Source organism: Pseudomonas entomophila, from assembly GCF_018417595.1.
Taxonomy (GTDB): Bacteria; Pseudomonadota; Gammaproteobacteria; order Pseudomonadales; family Pseudomonadaceae; genus Aquipseudomonas; species Aquipseudomonas entomophila_C.
This window is the reverse complement of sequence record NZ_CP070982.1, coordinates 1,991,628-2,008,748: the sequence shown is the minus strand read 5'-3', so window position 1 is coordinate 2,008,748 and position 17,121 is coordinate 1,991,628. Positions and strand designations below refer to the sequence as shown.

The following is a 17,121-nucleotide window of genomic DNA, read 5'->3' as shown; positions in this document are numbered from 1 at the left end:
TGCAGCGTCAACCAAGGAGCGAAACGTGATCAGCTCGTCGACGGTAGTCAATTCAGTGGTGGAGAAACTCCGCCAGGCCCTGGCCCGCGGCCAATGGCGCAGCGGCGACATGCTGCCCGGCCAGCGCGAGCTGGCCGAGCAACTGGGCATCAGCCGCCCCAGCCTGCGCGAGGCGGTCATCGTGCTGGAAACCCTGGGCCTGGTGCGCTCGATGCCGGGCAAAGGCGTGCTGGTGCTGGACACAGAAAGCGTCCAGGCCGAAGAGCCGGAGGCCATCGCCGCCGCCAGCCTGGCCGACGTGCTCGAACTGCGCTACACCCTCGAACCCTTCATCGCTGGGCTGGTCGCGCAGTCGGCGGGCAACCAGGACATCGGCCAACTGCGCCTGACCCTGATGGACATGCGCGAGGCCCTCGACGCCTGCGACAGCGAAGCCGGCATCAATGCCTATATCGCCTTCCACGAGGCGCTGTTCGCCCTCACCACCAACCCGATCTTCCAGAGCGTGGTGCAGCAGACCGGCAATGCCCTCAAGCAAAGCGCCGAGATGCTGCGCAACTCGCCCGAACACCTGGCCGCGCGCCTGAGCGAGAACGAGGCCGTGGTGCGGGCCATCCGCGAGCGCAACAGCGCCAAGGCCAGCCAGCAGATGCGCCTGCACATTCTCGCCGAAGGTCAGCGCATGGGCATCGCCCTGAACATTCCGGACGACCAGCCGGGCACCTGAATAAAGAAGAAGGAGAGCGACCATGACCGCCTGCGCCCAAGCCGCCCCCCGCCTGCCCGCCCTGCTCGGCGCAGGTGAAACCCGCCTGTCGGCCGAGCAGATCTACCCGCGCCTGTTCGACGCCATCCTCGAACAGCGCCTGCCACCGGGCACCGCCCTGCCCGAGCAGGCCCTCGGCAATGCCTTCGGGGTCAGCCGCACGGTGATCCGCCGGGTGCTCGGGCGCCTGTCCGACCAGCAGGTGATCGTGCAGCGTCCCAGCCACACCGCGCAACTGGCGGCGCCCGATCCACAGCAGGCGCGCCAGGTGCTCAGTGCCCGGCGCCTGGCCGAGACCACATTGATCGGGTTGGCCACCCAGCGTGCCCGGCCAGCGCAGATCCGCCAGTTGCGCCAGTTGGTGGAGCGCGAACGTCAGCATCATGAGCAGGGCCAGCGCTGCACGGCAATCCGCCTGGGCGGCGAGTTCCACCTGAAGCTGGCGCAGATGGCCGCCAATGTACCGCTGGCGCGCTTTCTCAATGGCCTGGTGCCGATGACCTCGCTGATCATTGCCCGCTACGAATCGCCCTGTTGCGAGCACTGTGCCTGGCAGGAGCATGCGGCGATCATCGACGCGGTGGAGCGCGGCGACGGCACAGGAGCACTGGCGCTGATGCATGAGCACCTGGACCGCCTGGAAGCCAAGCTTGAACTGGATGTGCCCGAGGGAAGCGGTGCCGGATGATCAAGGCGCGGTGATCCGGGCGAGACTCCACACCACCTCGACATCCCGTCGGGCTTGCCGGACCCACGCGCCCAATGAACACGACCGAACCACCCCTACAAGCAGATACCCACTTGCCCGCGGGGAGGCCACCCGAAACGGTCCCCTCACCAAAGCCGAGCCCGGCTGACGGTGAACTCAGCGTATCGATACCCTTGGACGCGCTGGCAAGCGACGAGTCCTATGTGCTCTTTGACGAGTACGGTCGTGTCTTGTGCGCCGAACAGAAGGAATCGTGGGGCTGGGCCTATCTGGGAGATTTCGACACGTACAACTCGGACGTGCTTCATATCGCGGCATCATCCTCAGGGCCTGATAGCCCTCCCGCCTTGAATGTCTATGCGAAAGACCAATCCTGGAGCCTTTATGCCAATGGCCCCATCGGCGGCGACCCATGGCTTTTCGCCTCCGGCCAACGCTGGCCCGGCTACCCCAGGCTCACCTTGAGCCCCATCGCCAGTGGGAGTACCGCTCATCAATTCACACTGGAAATTGAAATCGACGGTGAACGCAAAGCCTTCAAGGCAGGTGGCAGCAACTGGGACTGGCTGTACCTGGCAAACCCTGGGAAGGGACCAACGCGTTTCACGCTGCACCGTTACCATGTTTCCGGCAATGGCCTGTTCGACCTCATCAAGGCTACCTGGCCCTGCCTCCCAACTGACGCGCTCTTTGAAGTCGACACTGCCTACCAAGCCATCTCGTCACACCACGCCCGGCAGATCTGGAAGGACTCGGGACTGGGACGTTGCCGTTGGCGCAGCGAGAGCTTCGACTGCGACGATTTCGCCTTCGTCTACAAGGGCCAGGCCTCGCTCGACGCTTACCACAACAACGCGAGCCACCCTTACGCGGTGGGCTGGATCGCGGGCTCGAGCGGTACCGACGCACACGTCGTGAACCTGTTTCTCGACCTGGATGGCCACCTGAAGATCCTCGAGCCGCAGACCGGTAAGATCACATTGGCGCAGGACTGGTCCTATACCCCGTATCAAGTCATGGTCTGAACACCTCAAGGCCAGGTCCAGGGAAGACCGGCCGGCGTACGGTCACTGCGACATCAACTGCCTGCCGTGCTGGCCAAGCTGAACAGCACGGCGTCCACACCCGGCAGGATCCGCACTTCATCGCCCAGCGACCACTCTGCTGCCCGCGCCGCAAGGGCTGCGGGCACACCCGGCGAGCCACCCGGACCGGGCGGCACGTCGTAGGTGGCGTGGGCGTCGTGTGGCAACGATACCTGGAAACCCCGCTGCAGCGCGGCGCGGGCGGTGGCGGCCAGGCACATTTCCGAGAGCAGGCCACAAAGGGCCAGACTGTGGACGCCCAACTCACGCAACAGCGCTTCCAACCGCGTGTCGGCGAACCCATCATCCTCGCACTTGAACAGCACGTGCTCGCCTCGGGCTGGCGGAAAGTACAGCGACCAACCGGCGCTGTGCGGAGCATCCGGCGTACCGGGGGCGCCGTCGTTCTGCAGGAAGATCACCGGTACGCCGGCCGCGCGCGCCCGGGCCAATAGACGGGCGATGCTCGACTGCAGCGCCAGGTGGCCTGGCACGGCGTCCGGGCCTTGCATGAACGCGCATTGCACATCCACCAGCAGCAGGGCGTCGGCGTAGGGAACCGGGGTGGCTGTCACGCATGCCTCCGAAGTGAAGGACCGAGGGTGCGAGCATAGCGCAGTGGCTTGTCAGATCAGTACCATGTCGCGTGAATGTGCGAACACCTCGAAGCACTTTTCATCTGGAGACAATATGGACCACAGCATCGTGCCAGTGAGCACGGAACACTACGACCGCCTCGCCGAGCTTTGGGAAGCCTCGGTACGGGCGACCCACGACTTTTTGCCCGAAGGCTATATAGAACGCCTGCGCCCGCTAGTAAGGGAGCAATACCTGGGCTTCGTCGAACTGCGCGCCTGGCGTGACCACGACGGACGCATCCAAGGGTTTGCCGGCGTGCACGACGGCAAACTGGAAATGCTGTTCATCGATCCGGCCTGCCGCGGCCAGGGCATCGGCAAGGCGCTGCTGGGCAGCGTGGTCAGTGAGCTGGACGTACGTGAGGTCGATGTCAACGAACAGAACCCGCAGGCGGTGGGGTTCTATCTGAAACAGGGGTTTGTCCAGGCCGGGCGATCCGAGGTGGATGGGCAGGGTGATCCCTATCCGCTGCTGCACCTTGAACTGGAGGGCTGAACATGTCATTCAAGCCTGCAAAGGGGCCGCTTCGCGGCCCATCGCGGGTATTGCGCAGTACCTGTAGGAGCGGGTTTACCCGCGATGAGGCCCTCAGGCCCAACCTATACTTCGGATAAATCACCCGCGGCCTCTTACCAAGGAGGCAATCCACGTGAAATCCCTCCTCGTGGCATTCCCGCTCTGCCTGCTGCTGGCCCTCGCCGGCTGCGCCGGAAAACGCCCACCTGCCCCGCCCCCGCCGCAAAACCTCCCCCCTGCCGTCTGGCAACGCATCGACCAGGACATCATCGAGGCTTCGGCCGCCGCCGCAGGCTCGGCCAACGACTATGCCCGGCGCTCCATGCGGGTATGGAAACAACAGGTGCAGCAACGCACCGAGAACGACTTCATCCCTTGGTTCACCGGCTACTGGACCCAGCAATGGCTCACCCTCAAGGTGGCCTGGTACAAGATGAACAGCGGCAACGAACCACCGGAAAAGCGCCTGGCCCTGTACCTGCAGGAGCAATACCACGACCGGGTGATCGAACCGGTGGCCGAACAGATCAACCCCGAGATCATCCGCGATCGCGCCAGCGAGCTGTACCTGCAACTGCTCGGCCAGCAACTGCCCGAGATCATCCAGCGCTACAACGCCCCGCCCGAGCAGTTCAGCCAACGCCTGAACCATATCCAGGCCATCGCCCTGGGGCCGCCCGAGGCGCGCAATGCCACGCTTTACCAATTGCTCCGGGCCAAGTCGCTGGACCAGCAGCCGGCCTGGCAGTCACTTCGTCAACAACTGCACCAGCTGGCAGCAAAGGCGCCCGGGCAGACCGAGGCTGGCCTGTCGTCGGTAGCCACCCGGGCCAGCGAAAAACTCGGCGCCACCCTCGCCCCGCGCGGGGCCGCCAGCGCCGTCGCCGCGGCCGTGGGCAAGGCGGCGGGGGCGTTGATCTCGGTGGCGGCCGCCGGCTATGGGCTCATCACCCATGACCGCGAACAACCGCAGATGGTCGAGCAGTTGCGGGTGATCCTCAATGTGGCGCTGAACGAGGAATGGCAGGAGCTGATGGAGAACCGCCAGAGCGGGGCCATGGCGGGGGTGTATTACCTGTCGGGGCAGGTGGAGGACAGTTTGCTCGAAAGTCGGTCACAGGAGCCTTTGCTGATTCGCCTGCCGAATTGACTCGACGGGTTCCTGTAGGAGCGGCTTCAGCCGCGATCACCCGCACAGCGGGTGCCACACACTGCGGCGAATGCATCGCGGCTGAAGCCGCTCCTGCAGATCCGATCGTCAAGCTCAGGCAGTGGCCATGGCCGCGGCCGGCAGGCCGAAGATGCGGTCGAACGCCCAGTTGTAGACGAAGGTGTAGCACGGCACCAGGATGATGAACGCCATGTCCACCAGCAGCGCCTCCAGCAGGGTCATGTCCAGCCACCAGGCGATCAGCGGGATCAGGTACACCACCAGGGTCAGCTGGAAGCCGATGGCATGCGCCACCCGCCGCGCCAGGCTGCGCCCGCGCTTGGCCTGGCGGCTCTCCCACCACTCGAACAGGCTGTTGTAGATGAGGTTCCAGGCCATGGCGATGGTGGTGATCATCACCGCCAGCGGGCCGGTGTGCGAGGCCTGGGTGTCGGACAGGTAGGCCAGCCCCAGGGTCGACATGCACAGGCCGATGAGTTCGTAGAAGGTCACATAGACCAGTTTGCGTTTAAGTCCTTGCACGGTATTACCTTGATTGCGGCTACGTCGAAAGCAGGCGATGATGCTTCAATGAAGCTGACAGCAAAAGTCAGCAGCCATCAGATTTTCTGATATCAGCCACTTCCAGGATTACCCGTGAATTTCTCCAGCGACACTATCCAGCTGTTCCTCGCCGTGCTGGATCGCGGCTCGTTTTCCGCTGCCGCCCGGGCATTGGGGCGTGTACCGTCGGCGGTCAGCATGGCCATCGGCAACCTCGAGGCGGAGCTGGGCTACGCCCTCTTCGACCGAGGCCCACGTGAAGCCAGGCCCACCGCACAGGCCCTGGCTCTGGAACCTCACGCCCGGTTGATCGCCGAACAGCTGGGGTTGCTGGAGGTACACGCCCTGGAACTGTCCCAAGGCCTGGAAAGCAGCCTGGCCATCGCCGTGGTGCCGGACATCGACCAACAACCACTGCTCAATGCCATCGCCCGGCTGGGCGAACGCCATCCGCTGCTCGACATCGAACTGCTCGCCGCGCCTCAGGAAGAAGCCCTGCAACTGCTCGACAGCGGCCGGGTCAACCTGTGCCTGGCCTTCGCCGGGCTGCAGGTGGATGCGCGTCGCAGCTTCCAGTACATCGCCATGGAATCGCTGGTGGCCACCCTGTCGCCCCGGCACCCGGCCTACCTCGAAGGCCGCATCCGCGACCTTGAGGACCTGGTCAACCTGCGCCAGATCCTGGTGCGCAGCCGCGACCTGCCGCTGACCGACCCGCGCTCGCTGATCGGCACCTCGCACTGGCGCACCGACAGCTTCGACCTGGCCCTGCAGATGGTCGAAGCCGGGCTTGGCTGGGGCGACCTGCCGCTGTCGCGGGTGGCTCCGCTGATCGACGCCGGGCGCCTGGTACGCCTGGACTTTCGCAACACCCACAACGCCCTCGAATTGCCGGTGCATGCCCTCTGGCTCAAACAACAACCGCTCGGGCAAGCGGCCAGGACGTTGGTGACGCTGCTGGCCTCGAAATGATTTGTCATCAAGTGATGGCAGATCTGCCAAGCACTGCGACATTTAGTATTTCAACATTTTGCGCAAACGGCCGATACCGTGGAAACAGGCCCCGTCACTCGTGCCACAAGCATGCGGCGCCCTCCCTTCACTGAATCAAGGTCTCGAAACATGAACCTGAAATTCCGCCACAAGATCCTGCTCAGTGCCTGCGGCGTCGTCGTCCTGGCATTTGCATTGTTCACGCTCTACAACGACTACCTGCAACGCAACACCATCCGCCAGAACATCGAGTCCTCGGTACGCCAGGCCGGCCTGCAGACCGCCAGCAGCGTGCAGAACTGGATGAGCGGGCGCATCCTGGTGCTGGAAAACCTCGCCCAGGACATCGCCCAGCAAGGCGCCGGCAACAACGTGCCAGGCCTGGTCGACCAGCCGTCCTACACCAGCAACTTCCAGTTCACCTATTTCGGCCAGAGCACCGGCCTGTTCACCCAGCGCCCCGACGCCAAGATGCCTGACGGCTACGACCCGCGTCAGCGCCCCTGGTACAGCCAGGCCGTGGCCGCCAACCAGACCATGCTGACCCCGCCCTACCAGGCGGCGGTGGGTGGCCTGGTGGTAACCATCGCCATGCCGGTCAAGGCCAAGTCCAGCGGTGAGCTGATCGGCGTGGTCGGCGGCGACCTGAGCCTGAACACCCTGGTCGACATCATCAACGCCGTGGACTTCGGCGGCATCGGCCATGCCTTCCTGGTCGACCGCAACGGCCAGGTCATCGTCAGCCCTGACAAGACCCGGGTGATGAAGAACCTGAAGGACATCTACCCAGGCAGCCCACTGCGTGTCGAACCCGGCATCCAGGAAGTCAGCCTCGACGGCAAGGACCGCATCATCTCCTTCGCCCCGGTGGAAGGCCTGCCGTCGGCGCAGTGGTACATCGGCCTGTCGATCGACAAAGAGAAAGCCTACGCCCCCCTGAGCCAGTTCCGCACCTCGGCGATCATCGCCATGCTCATCGCCGTGGCCGTCATCGCCGGCCTGCTGGGCCTGCTGATCCCGGTGCTGATGCGCCCGCTGACCACCATGGGCCGCGCCATGCAGGACATCGCCGAAGGCGAAGGCGACCTGACCCGCCGCCTGGTCGTGGAGCAGAAGGACGAGTTTGGTGAACTGGCCACCTCGTTCAACCGCTTCGTCGAGCGTATCCACGCCTCGATCAGCGAAGTGTCGTCGGCCACCCGCCTGGTGCATGACCTGTCGGAGAAAGTGGTGGGCGCCTCCAACGCCTCGCTGACCGGCTCCGAAGAGCAAAGCATGCGCACCAACAGTGTGGCCGCGGCGATCAACGAACTGGGTGCCGCCACCCAGGAAATCGCCCGCAATGCCGCCGACGCCTCGCAGCACGCCAGCGGCGCCAGCGAGCAGGCCAACGGTGGCCGCGAAGTGGTCGAAGAAGCCATCAGCGCCATGACCGCGCTGTCCCAGCGCATCAGCGAGTCCTGCGAGCAGATCGAGACCCTCAACGCCAGCACCGACGAGATCGGCAAGATCCTCGACGTGATCAAGGGCATCTCCCAGCAGACCAACCTGCTGGCGCTCAACGCCGCCATCGAGGCCGCCCGTGCCGGTGAAGCCGGCCGTGGCTTCGCCGTGGTCGCCGACGAAGTGCGCAACCTGGCCCACCGCACCCAGGAATCGGCGGAAGAGATCCACCGCATGATCACCAGCCTGCAGGTAGGCTCGCGCGAAGCGGTGCACACCATGAACACCAGCCAGGTTTCGAGCGAGCAGACCGTGCAGGTGGCCAACCAGGCCGGCGTGCGCCTGGCCAGCGTCACCCAGCGCATCGGCGAGATCGATGGCATGAACCAGTCGGTGGCCACCGCCACCGAAGAGCAGACCGCCGTGGTCGAGAGCCTGAACCTGGACATCACCCAGATCAACGCCCTCAACCAGCAAGGCGTGGAAAACCTCAACGAGACCCTGCGCCACTGCGACGCCCTGAGCCAGCAGGCCGGGCGCCTGAAGCAGCTGGTGGGCAGCTTCCGTATCTAAGTCGTGCTCTTCGCCGGCAAGCCGGCTCCTACTGCAGGAGCCGGCTTGCCGGCGAACCGGCCGCTCAGGCCACCGCGATATCCCTTACCCGCCGCACCTGACCATCCCTACGACGGCGTCGCTGTCATTCCTGCCCGACGAACGCCTGCACCTCGATCTCCACATCCACGCCCAGCGCCAACGCCGAGGCCACCGTGGAGCGCACCGGCAACGCCGCGCCGAAGAACGCCTTGTACACCTCGTTGAAACCGGCGAAATGGCTCATGTCCGACAGCCATACGGTGCACTTCACCACCTGGTCGAAGCGCGCCCCGCATGCCGCCAGGCTCTCGCCGATCCGCTCGCAGGCCGCGCGGGTCTGTTCCTGAATATCGCCCTTGACCACCTCGCCGGCCGCATTCATCGGAATCTGCCCGGAGAGAAACAGGAACCCTCCAGCCTTCACCGCGCGGGAAAACGGAAACGGCAGGCTGCTGGGAAAACGCTGGATGTCATTGCTCATGGAACACTCCTTTCAGGATGGGATGAACGTACCGGGAACAGCATTCGAACTCATCGACATTGCAACACGCCCGTCGCCCCTTTTGAAAAGGCCGGCGGTTATAACCTAATAACGAACAAGTCTATTTGGCTATAAAAAAATCTATATGCTGGCAAGCATCCGATCACGGGCAAGCTGGGCAGTCGAGTAGCGTATGGATGTAGGTTCTTTTGGTTTCACCATTGCTGGGCTGGTAGTGGGCTTCATCGTCGGCATGACCGGCGTTGGTGGCGGTTCGCTGATGACCCCGATCCTGCTGTGGTTCGGCATCAACCCGGCCACTGCCGTGGGCACCGACCTGCTCTATGCCGCCATCACCAAGGCCAGTGGCGTCTGGGTGCACGGGCGCAACAAGAACATCGACTGGAAGATCACCGGCTGGCTGAGCCTGGGCAGCGTGCCCGCCGCCGCCCTCACCCTGTGGTTCCTCAGCACCCTGCACACCGACACCTCGGCGCTGAACGCCATCATCAAGCAAGGCCTGGCGGTGGTGCTGATCCTCACCGCCCTGGCGATCCTGTTCAAGTCGCGCCTGCAGGCCTTCGCCAGCAAGCACGCGGGCGACCACTACCACCTCAGCGACCGCAGCCTGAACATTCTCACCGTGATCACTGGCGTGGTGCTGGGGGTGATGGTCACCCTGACCTCCATCGGTGCCGGCGCCCTGGGCACCGTGGCGCTGTTCCTGCTCTACCCATTCCTGGTCACCCGTCGCCTGGTCGGCACCGAGATCGCCCACGCCGTGCCGCTGACCCTGGTCGCCGGCCTGGGCCATGCCGGCATGGGCAACATGGACTGGTCGCTGCTGGGCTACCTGCTGCTGGGGTCGCTGCCGGGGATCTACCTGGGCAGCCACCTGACCGGGCGCATCTCCGACCGCGTGCTGCGGCCGTGCCTGGCGACCATGCTGCTGCTGATCGGCTACAAGCTGGCGTTCTGATTCGGGGCTGCCGCGAACGGGCCGCATAGCGGCCCCAGCGTCCCGAGGCTAGCCCTCGGCTCGCCACAGCACCGGCCAAAATTCCGGTTTCACGTACCCGCAACGGTCCATCCTGGCCACCCGTTCCGGGCGCATGAGCGCCCCGTCGTAGCGCCAGTGCTGCACCAGGCCACAGCCGCGTTCGAGCAGGCTCTTGTCGGTGGCATACAGCTGGCCCGTGAGGGAGTCGAAAGCCATGAAACCGCTCAGGTTGGGCGCCAGTAGCGAGACCGGCACCTCGACACTCAACTCGCTGACCTGGTAGGGCGCTGTGCGTGAAACCCGGTACAGGTAGTTGGCGCAGAACTCCCCACTGCATCCGGTGCTCAGGATCCCCAGGGCATGGGCTTCATCCAGCGGATGCAGTTCCAGGTTGTTGTAGCGGCTATCCTCCATCACCCCCTGCTCGGTCGCCCAGCGCAGCACCGCGTCGCCCATTTCCTGGCGGTGGTTATCATCCAAGGCAGGTGCCGGGATGTAGCGCGACAAATGCGCCACGGGCGGTGCATCAGGCACGCTGGCGGCGGGCGCATCCCCCACCCGCACCAACGCATCGGCATGCCCGACCCGCGCCTGCACGGCATCGACCACCAGCAGCGCGGCACTGAGCCCCTGCAACGAAGCGACCAGTTCGCCATCTTCGGTGAGCGCGCTCAGCCGTTCGCCATTGCGCAGCTGACGCAGCAACGCCAGAGCCTCATCGCCTTCAAGGCGCAGGTCGTAATCGTACTGGCGCTGGATATGTTGCCATCCGGCCGACAGCGGCTGGCCATCGAGCAGCACCTGGTCCGCATAGGTCGGCCCCACGCGCAGGGTCAGTTCGAGCTTGCCCTTGGGCCCCGCCTCGCGGCGCACGATGGTGTGCAGCCCGGTCATCAGTTCATCATCGATCGCCAGCAAGGCCGTGCAGGCGCGGGTGTTGTCGCAGCCCACCGCCCAATCCTTGATCTCGCGGTACAGCGGCACCGGCTCAGGGGCCGCCGCCACCAGGCCCGGCAACAGCGCCAGGGCCAACCAGTTCCATCTTGTCGCACGTCCCATGCTGCGTCCTTGAGTCAGCTCGTCTCGAAAGGCGCCATGATTGCAGATACGCGGCAGAGTACAAGCGCGGCTGCAGTGGTGACCGGCCACGGGTTTCTGGCAGTATCACGGCTACCTCCACGGCCAGAAGCGCGACGATGCCCGAAACCGCCAGCCCCCTGCTGCACGCCCTGCGCGAAGGCACCCGTGCCTGCCACAAAGGCCTGGAACAGCGCCTGCCGTTCTTCAGCGAAGGTTTCGACCTGCCGGCCTACCGGCGCCTGGTCGAGGCCTACCATGGCTTCCACGCGCCACTGGATGCCGCGCTGGCCGGGTACCAGCCCCTCGAGCGACGCAAGGCGCCGGCCCTGGCCCGTGACTTGCGCGCCTTGAACCACACGTCCCACGACATCGACGCCCTGCCCCGCTGCCATGCCCTGCCCGGCATCGACAGCGCGGCCAGCGCCCTGGGCGTGATGTACGTGCTCGAAGGCTCCACCCTCGGCGGCCAGGTACTCAAGCGTGCGATGGCCGAACGCCTGGGCATCGACGCCGACAGCGGCGGCGCCTTCCTCGATGTGTACGGCCCCGCGACGGGCGCGAACTGGCGGGCATTCCTGCAACGGCTGGCCGAGGCAAGCGCTGCCACCCAGGCCCAATCGGTCGATGCCGCCATCACCACCTTCGAATGCTTCGAACAGTGGCTCGATCAACAAGGCGTGCTACTGCAGCCGAACCACCCCCTGTAGGAGCAGGCCTTGCCGGCGAACACCGGCAAAGCCGGTGCCACCCACCACGACACACGCTTCAAGGCAATTCAGCGTAAAGATCACGCCAAGCGCCTGCCGAACAACCGCAGCAACCGGGTACACCACGGCGTCAACACGATCGCCACCAGGCACAGCCCCCCGCACAACGCGGCGAACCCCAGCGCGCGTATCGGGTGCAAGGGATTGAAGTAGACCAGCACCACCAGCACCAGCAACAGCGCCAACCCATAACGGACCGCCGCCCGCGGGATGGCCACCATCAGCAGGTTGAAGAAAACGAACGTGTAGAACACCAGCATCGTGGCCAGGCCGACACCAACGCCACGCGCCACCGGCGGGCCGACGTGCGCCCGGTAAAGGTCAAAGCCTAGCCGCAGTAGAAAGGGAAAGGCCACGCAGGCCAGGGTGTGCAACAGCAGGCGTGAAAACAGCGGCAACATTCTTCCGTGGTCCTATAGCCGGCCCTCAATCCCGAAAGGCCATGGGCGGGGTTGCGGATGCTACGGAGTCGATTGGCTGCCGGCAAGACCACGGGTATCACCGGGGTTGCCTCTGAGCCCCGTTCGCCGGCAAAGCCGGCGAACGGATTTCAGCACTAGCCGCGCTCTATCCCGTCGAGCACCGCCGACGACAGCGCCAGGCCCTTCTCTAGGGAGTTCTCCGTCGCCACCAGCAGGCTGCGCAACGGCTCGCCCGCCCTTTCCAAGGCCATGGCATTGGTTTCATAGGCCGCTCGCAGCGCGGCCACGGCGCACACCAGCGCATCCTCGCCGTCGATGCCGGCGTGTACCGAGAACATGGGGGGGTGGGCGTCGTTGCAGGTGCCGAAATGGGCGTGGGCCGTGGTTGGGCGTGGGGGGTGGGTTTTGTTGCGGGGGGCGAGGCTCATGGGTGAACCTCCTGGGGTAAGGCTTGGGGTGGATCGGGCACTATTTTCAGCATGGTTCAGCACTCCTGTACCGTCATGGGAAAACTGCCGAAATCCGCTTGCACTCGAATAGGTGGCAGCTATGCGCAGGGGTGCAAGACCGAGGATACAGGAACCCGGCAGACCCGAAGGTCTCCCAACGCATAGCCGCCATTGAAGAACCCTTGTCGCAGATAGCGACAGGTTCACAAGGCGCTTTCGCGCTGTACCTGTACGGGCTTGCACACCCGGTCGTTGAATTGGCAACGACTGGGCGAGACTAAGGAATGCGGCAGGCCGGAACAACAGCGAAAAGGCCGTGAAAGCTTGAATGGGAAATGGACTACATGGAATCAGGAAAGTCTGAAGAGCATTCTTACAGCTTGCTTGTTCGAGGCCTTTGGACGCGGGGCTTTTGACCGCGTGGTGGCGGCCGGGTGCTCGCCGTCCGCCATGCAGCGCCTATGAGATCGAGCGCCGCCCGCGCGGCGCATCGCGGATGAATCCGCTCCTACATTTGTTGCAACGTGCCGCACCTGTGAGGCCATGGTTGCCAGCCTTGGCGCATGGCGTGAGTCAGGTGGGGCGTCAGCAGCGCCAGCCGATAAACTGCGTCGTACCAACAAGGCGAACAACCATGGCCTATCGGTCATGGCCACGTTGCAACGAATGTAGGAGCGGATTCATCCGCGATACGCCGCGCGGGCGGCGCTCGATCTGATAGGCGCTGCACCTCTCCCGACGTACTCGCGATCAAAGCGCCAGGATCGCCTGCGCCAGCGCCTGGTCCGGCAAGCCGGGTTCATCGAGCACCTGGCGAATCCGCTCGAATGCCGCCTCCATGCGCGCCCCGCGAATGGCGCCGTCGCTGGCGACGAACGCCGCCGCGTCATCCTTGGCCGCCAGGACGATCTTGTCGTCCTTGAACGAACTGCTCGTGCCCTTGCTGGCGCTCATGCTCAGGCTGACAGTCATGTCGGTGGTCATGACGAAACTGGTGGCCTGGGCCTGGCTCACAGCCAGACAGGCGAACAGGGCAAACGGGTAGAGGGATCTCATGAACAATCTCGAGGTGGCTTGAAGGGAGCGCACCCTAGCAATGAAGCACCGGCCACAACTTCATGAGCTTTGCAAAGGATTGTTAAAAAGTGCGCATTAACAGTCTTTGACAGTTTCCCGACAAAGCTGCCAAGGATTGCCGCCGCCGCGCTCCCTAGCATGGGCACATCCAATCCTCATCGGGTGTCATCATGTCTGTACCGTACCGCTTGCTGTCCCTCTCTTGCGCCTGCCTGCTGCTGAGCGCCAACGACCTGCGCGCCGAAGACTGGCAGTACCGCCTGAACGCGGGTGTTGCCAATGCACCCCGCTACAGCGGCGCCAGCGAACGGACCACCGCGCCACTGCTCGGTGGCAGCATCACCAGCCCCGGTGGCTTTTTCATCGATACCCAAAAAGGCCTGGGCTGGGCCCATGACGGCGACGCGTTCGACTTTGGCGTTTATGTGGGCGCCAGCGCCGCGCGCAAAGACCACCGCTCCGGCTTCAAAGGTTCAGACAAGCTCGAAGGCATGGGTTCGATCAAGTCACGGCCGCTGGTGGGGCTGGACGCGGCCTACCACCTCGGCCCACTGACGCTGGCCGCCAACTTCGAGCATGCCTTCGAAGAGGACAAGGACGAACCCGACACCGGTTCGGCCAACAACCACCTGAAACTGAGCCTGGGCACGCCGCTGTACAAGGGCCGTTTCGGCGAGCTGACGGGCAGCATCAACAGCCAGTTCGGCGACGGCGACTACGTGCGCACTTGGTATGGCGTGAGCCAGGCCCAGGCCTCGCGCAGCCAGTTCCGCGCCCATAAAGCCAGTGGCGGCCTGGTCAGCCGCGGCGCCGAACTGGCCTGGAGCATGCCGTTCGGCGAGCACTGGAGCTTGGCGACGGTGCTGGCGGCGGACTACCTGAGCAACGACGCTGGCGATAGCCCGCTGGTCGACAAGCGCCTGCAAACTTCAGTGGTCAGCCAGATGACCTACACCTTCTGACCCCTTTCGACCACCCGGGGCTGCCTGGCCCCGGGCCGGCCAGATCATGCGCAAGGACGCGCCCCCACCCGCCGCATCCCCCACCTGTGCCTCCCCGCCATGGGACTGCACCACCCGCCGCACCAAGGCCAGCCCCAGGCCGAAGCCACCGGTGCGCCGGTCGCGGCTGCTGTCGAGCCGCGAAAAGGGCTCGAAGATCCGCTCACGCCCCGCCACCGGCACCCCCGGCCCGTCATCGTCGACCTGCAGCTGGTACTGGCCGTCACGGCACGACAGCGAAACGTGGATGTGCCCTTCGGCGTAGCGGATCGCGTTGCGCAGCAAGTTGATCACCGCCCTGGCCATGAACCGCGGTTCGATACTGAACGTCTCGACCGGGCTCGGCGCCAGGTGAATCTCAATGCCATTGGCCTCGGCCTCCAGGGTCACGCTGGCGACCACGCTGTCCAGCCAGCTGCCGGCCTCGATCGGTTGCAGGCTGATGGCGGTCGCGCCATGCTCCAGGCTGGCGTAGGTGAGCAGCTCGGACACCATGTCTTCCAACTCGCCCAGGTCGGCATACATGTCGCTGATCAACTCGCGTGCCTTGACCGGGTCCTGTTGTTTCCTGAGTTGATCGAGTTCGAAGTTCAGGCGCGCGATGGGCGTGCGCAACTCATGTGATACCGCGTTGGTCAGCTCGCGCTGGTTGGCGATCAACCCCTCGATACGCGCCGCCATCAGGTCGAAATGCCCTGCCACGTCGCTGATGCTCGAACGCCGCGACATGCGCACCCGCGCCGACAGATCGTTGTCGCCGAAGCGCTGGGCGGCCATGCGCAGTTTCTCCAGGTCCCGCCAGTGCGGGCGCACCCAGAAGAACAGCACCACCCCCAGCAGCAGCGCCAGCATCAGGTAGGCCGTGACGATGTAGACCGGCATGAAATTGGGCTCGCGTGGCAGCTTGATGCTCAGCAGTTGCTCGCCGTCATCGATGCGGCTGAACAGTTGCGTGTACTGCTCGCGCAGCACCAGCTGGCCTTGGGCCAACTGCGCATTTTCACGCTCGCTCAGCGCCAACTGGTCACGTCGCACCAGCTCCAGGCCCAGGCCATAGTCGGGGCGCAGGCGTGCCAGGCGCTGGGCACGTTGTTCGCCCTGTACGTCGCGCAACTGCGAGACCAGTGCGTGCACCGTGCCACGGAAGGTTTCGCGGCTGGCGGCCTCCATCTGCGGGGCGAGCAGCGCGTCGAGCGTATGCTCGACGGTCTGCAACGCCAGCACCAGCCCCACCGCCAGTATCAGGTACAGGCCCAGGAACAGGCGCAGCATCTAGCGCTCCCAGGCGAACGGGTTGAACAGGTAGCCCTTGCCCCACACGGTCTTGATCCGCACCGGCTCGCGCGGCGTGTCGTTGAGTTTGTTGCGCAGCTTGCTGATATACACGTCGACGCTGCGGTTCATGCCGTCGAAGTCGATGCCGCGCATCTTGTTGAGGATGTCATCGCGGGACAGGATCACCCCGGCGTTGTCGGCCAGCAGCTGGAGCAGGTCGAACTCCATGGTGGTGAACTCGAGCACCTCGCCCTCCAGCGTCACTTCGCGGCACACCGGGTCGATCTTCAGCTCGCCGAACAGCAGCGCGCCGCCCGGGTTGGCCTGCGGCACATGCCGCCGCTGCAACGCACGTAGGCGGGCCAGCAACACCGGTGGCTTGATCGGTTTGATCACGTAGTCGTCGGCCCCCGATTCAAGGCCGAGGATATGGTCCAGGTCGTCCTCGCGCGCCGTGAGGATCACGATCGGTGTATCGCTGAGCGCGCGGATTTCCCGGCATACCTGCAAGCCATCCTGCCCGGGCAGCATCAGGTCGAGTACGACCATCGATGGCTGGAACTCGACAAAGGCCTGCCGTGCCAGATCGCCGCGGTGAACCTCGCGCACCTCGAAACCATGTTGCGACAGGAAATGCGCGATCAGCCCCGAGAGCTTCTCGTCGTCTTCCACCAACAACACCTTGCCTGGCCCAGAGCCTTCCATCATCACGCGTTCCAGTCCTTAGTACAGAGCCACGCATTATGCCTTCGCGCCGGTGTCACTACCATGTCGGCGTTTGGCGGCTTCCGTATGAACCCTGCCCCTTGACCGCGTATTGGCGGCCAGGTGCTCGCCGTCGGCCTTGCAGCGAGTTCAAGATCGAGCGCCGCCCGCGCGGCGCATCGCGGATGAATCCGCTCCTACATCTATTGCAACGTGCCGCACCTGTGAGGCCAGGGTTGCCAGCCCTGACGCAAGGCATGAGATAGGTGGGGCGGCGGCGGCGCCAGGCAATAAATTGCGTCGTGCCAACAAGGCGAACAACCATGGCCTATCTGTCATGGCCACGTTGCAACAAATGTAGGAGCGGATTCATCCGCGATGCGCCGCGCGGGCGGCGCTCGATTC

19 protein-coding genes and 1 pseudogene are annotated in these 17,121 nt (G+C 64.7%); 11 read left to right on the top strand and 9 right to left on the bottom strand.

Features of this window, described 5'->3' with window-relative positions; all coding sequences use genetic code 11:
• Window positions 1-25 precede the first annotated feature (25 nt).
• The 3 genes from JYG34_RS08870 to JYG34_RS08860 all read left to right on the top strand — a co-directional run bounded on the left by JYG34_RS08870 (window position 26) and on the right by JYG34_RS08860 (window position 2,500).
• Window positions 26-727 carry a FadR/GntR family transcriptional regulator gene (locus tag JYG34_RS08870; RefSeq protein ID WP_213660345.1) on the top strand — a complete coding sequence of 234 codons (702 nt, stop codon included), beginning with the start codon at window positions 26-28 and terminating at the stop codon, window positions 725-727.
• 22 nt (window positions 728-749) lie between these two features.
• On the top strand, window positions 750-1,454 hold the full coding sequence (locus JYG34_RS08865; protein WP_213660344.1) for a GntR family transcriptional regulator: 705 nt from the start codon (window positions 750-752) through the stop codon (window positions 1,452-1,454).
• Between the two features lie 194 nt (window positions 1,455-1,648).
• Complete coding sequence (locus JYG34_RS08860; RefSeq protein ID WP_213660343.1) at window positions 1,649-2,500, top strand: lectin MOA-related protein; 852 nt, start codon at window positions 1,649-1,651, stop codon at window positions 2,498-2,500.
• Between the two features lie 53 nt (window positions 2,501-2,553).
• Here the strand turns inward: JYG34_RS08860 and JYG34_RS08855 are convergent, their stop codons facing one another.
• Window positions 2,554-3,135, bottom strand: coding sequence for an isochorismatase family protein (locus JYG34_RS08855; RefSeq protein WP_249746230.1), 582 nt, complete (start codon window positions 3,133-3,135; stop codon window positions 2,554-2,556).
• A gap of 115 nt (window positions 3,136-3,250) precedes the next feature.
• On the opposite strand from JYG34_RS08855, the gene JYG34_RS08850 reads away from it, so the two are divergent.
• The gene (locus JYG34_RS08850) at window positions 3,251-3,694 is read left to right on the top strand and encodes a GNAT family N-acetyltransferase (protein WP_213660342.1); all 444 of its coding nucleotides are present in this window, start codon (window positions 3,251-3,253) and stop codon (window positions 3,692-3,694) included.
• 154 nt (window positions 3,695-3,848) lie between these two features.
• Window positions 3,849-4,865 carry a hypothetical protein gene (locus JYG34_RS08845; RefSeq protein WP_434011219.1) on the top strand — a complete coding sequence of 339 codons (1,017 nt, stop codon included), beginning with the start codon at window positions 3,849-3,851 and terminating at the stop codon, window positions 4,863-4,865.
• 114 nt (window positions 4,866-4,979) lie between these two features.
• Here the strand turns inward: JYG34_RS08845 and JYG34_RS08840 are convergent, their stop codons facing one another.
• Window positions 4,980-5,408, bottom strand: a complete 429-nt coding sequence (locus tag JYG34_RS08840) for a PACE efflux transporter (RefSeq protein ID WP_213660341.1) — start codon at window positions 5,406-5,408, stop codon at window positions 4,980-4,982.
• 114 nt (window positions 5,409-5,522) lie between these two features.
• Here JYG34_RS08840 and JYG34_RS08835 point away from each other — a divergent pair, with 114 nt between their 5' ends.
• The 3 genes and pseudogenes from JYG34_RS08835 (at window position 5,523) to JYG34_RS26615 (ending at window position 8,438) form a co-directional block, all read left to right on the top strand.
• Window positions 5,523-6,401, top strand: a complete 879-nt coding sequence (locus JYG34_RS08835) for a LysR family transcriptional regulator (RefSeq protein ID WP_213660340.1) — start codon at window positions 5,523-5,525, stop codon at window positions 6,399-6,401.
• A 111-nt stretch (window positions 6,402-6,512) separates the two neighbouring features.
• Window positions 6,513-7,583, top strand: a pseudogene (locus tag JYG34_RS26620) (HAMP domain-containing protein); the annotation flags it as partial.
• A gap of 114 nt (window positions 7,584-7,697) precedes the next feature.
• Window positions 7,698-8,438, top strand: coding sequence for a methyl-accepting chemotaxis protein (locus tag JYG34_RS26615; RefSeq protein ID WP_430624205.1), 741 nt, complete (start codon window positions 7,698-7,700; stop codon window positions 8,436-8,438).
• A 124-nt stretch (window positions 8,439-8,562) separates the two neighbouring features.
• On the opposite strand, the gene JYG34_RS08825 is transcribed toward JYG34_RS26615, so the two are convergent.
• Window positions 8,563-8,940 carry a RidA family protein gene (locus tag JYG34_RS08825; RefSeq protein ID WP_213660338.1) on the bottom strand — a complete coding sequence of 126 codons (378 nt, stop codon included), beginning with the start codon at window positions 8,938-8,940 and terminating at the stop codon, window positions 8,563-8,565.
• Between the two features lie 193 nt (window positions 8,941-9,133).
• On the opposite strand from JYG34_RS08825, the gene JYG34_RS08820 reads away from it, so the two are divergent.
• The gene (locus JYG34_RS08820; RefSeq protein ID WP_213660337.1) at window positions 9,134-9,919 is read left to right on the top strand and encodes a sulfite exporter TauE/SafE family protein; all 786 of its coding nucleotides are present in this window, start codon (window positions 9,134-9,136) and stop codon (window positions 9,917-9,919) included.
• 48 nt (window positions 9,920-9,967) lie between these two features.
• On the opposite strand, the gene JYG34_RS08815 is transcribed toward JYG34_RS08820, so the two are convergent.
• Window positions 9,968-10,999 carry a DUF1176 domain-containing protein gene (locus JYG34_RS08815; RefSeq protein WP_213660336.1) on the bottom strand — a complete coding sequence of 344 codons (1,032 nt, stop codon included), beginning with the start codon at window positions 10,997-10,999 and terminating at the stop codon, window positions 9,968-9,970.
• A gap of 137 nt (window positions 11,000-11,136) precedes the next feature.
• On the opposite strand from JYG34_RS08815, the gene JYG34_RS08810 reads away from it, so the two are divergent.
• A complete protein-coding gene (locus tag JYG34_RS08810) occupies window positions 11,137-11,727 on the top strand; it encodes a biliverdin-producing heme oxygenase (protein WP_213660335.1) in 591 nt (196 codons plus the stop codon).
• 80 nt (window positions 11,728-11,807) lie between these two features.
• Here the strand turns inward: JYG34_RS08810 and JYG34_RS08805 are convergent, their stop codons facing one another.
• The 3 genes from JYG34_RS08805 to JYG34_RS08795 form a co-directional block, all read right to left on the bottom strand.
• Window positions 11,808-12,188 (bottom strand): hypothetical protein, encoded by a 381-nt coding sequence (locus JYG34_RS08805; RefSeq protein ID WP_213660334.1) that lies wholly within the window; start codon window positions 12,186-12,188, stop codon window positions 11,808-11,810.
• A gap of 155 nt (window positions 12,189-12,343) precedes the next feature.
• Window positions 12,344-12,637 (bottom strand): hypothetical protein, encoded by a 294-nt coding sequence (locus JYG34_RS08800; protein WP_213660333.1) that lies wholly within the window; start codon window positions 12,635-12,637, stop codon window positions 12,344-12,346.
• A 771-nt stretch (window positions 12,638-13,408) separates the two neighbouring features.
• Window positions 13,409-13,714 (bottom strand): DUF2388 domain-containing protein, encoded by a 306-nt coding sequence (locus JYG34_RS08795; protein ID WP_213660332.1) that lies wholly within the window; start codon window positions 13,712-13,714, stop codon window positions 13,409-13,411.
• Window positions 13,715-13,905: 191 nt separating this feature from the next.
• Between JYG34_RS08795 and JYG34_RS08790 the strand changes: the two genes are divergently transcribed.
• Window positions 13,906-14,697 (top strand): MipA/OmpV family protein, encoded by a 792-nt coding sequence (locus JYG34_RS08790; RefSeq protein ID WP_213660331.1) that lies wholly within the window; start codon window positions 13,906-13,908, stop codon window positions 14,695-14,697.
• Here JYG34_RS08790 and JYG34_RS08785 read toward each other — a convergent pair.
• Both JYG34_RS08785 and JYG34_RS08780 read right to left on the bottom strand, forming a co-directional pair.
• Window positions 14,665-16,008, bottom strand: a complete 1,344-nt coding sequence (locus JYG34_RS08785) for an ATP-binding protein (RefSeq protein WP_213660330.1) — start codon at window positions 16,006-16,008, stop codon at window positions 14,665-14,667. The two genes, JYG34_RS08790 and JYG34_RS08785, sit on opposite strands and share 33 nt — an antisense overlap.
• The gene (locus tag JYG34_RS08780; protein ID WP_213661134.1) at window positions 16,009-16,716 is read right to left on the bottom strand and encodes a response regulator; all 708 of its coding nucleotides are present in this window, start codon (window positions 16,714-16,716) and stop codon (window positions 16,009-16,011) included. It lies immediately after the preceding gene.
• Window positions 16,717-17,121: the final 405 nt, after the last annotated feature.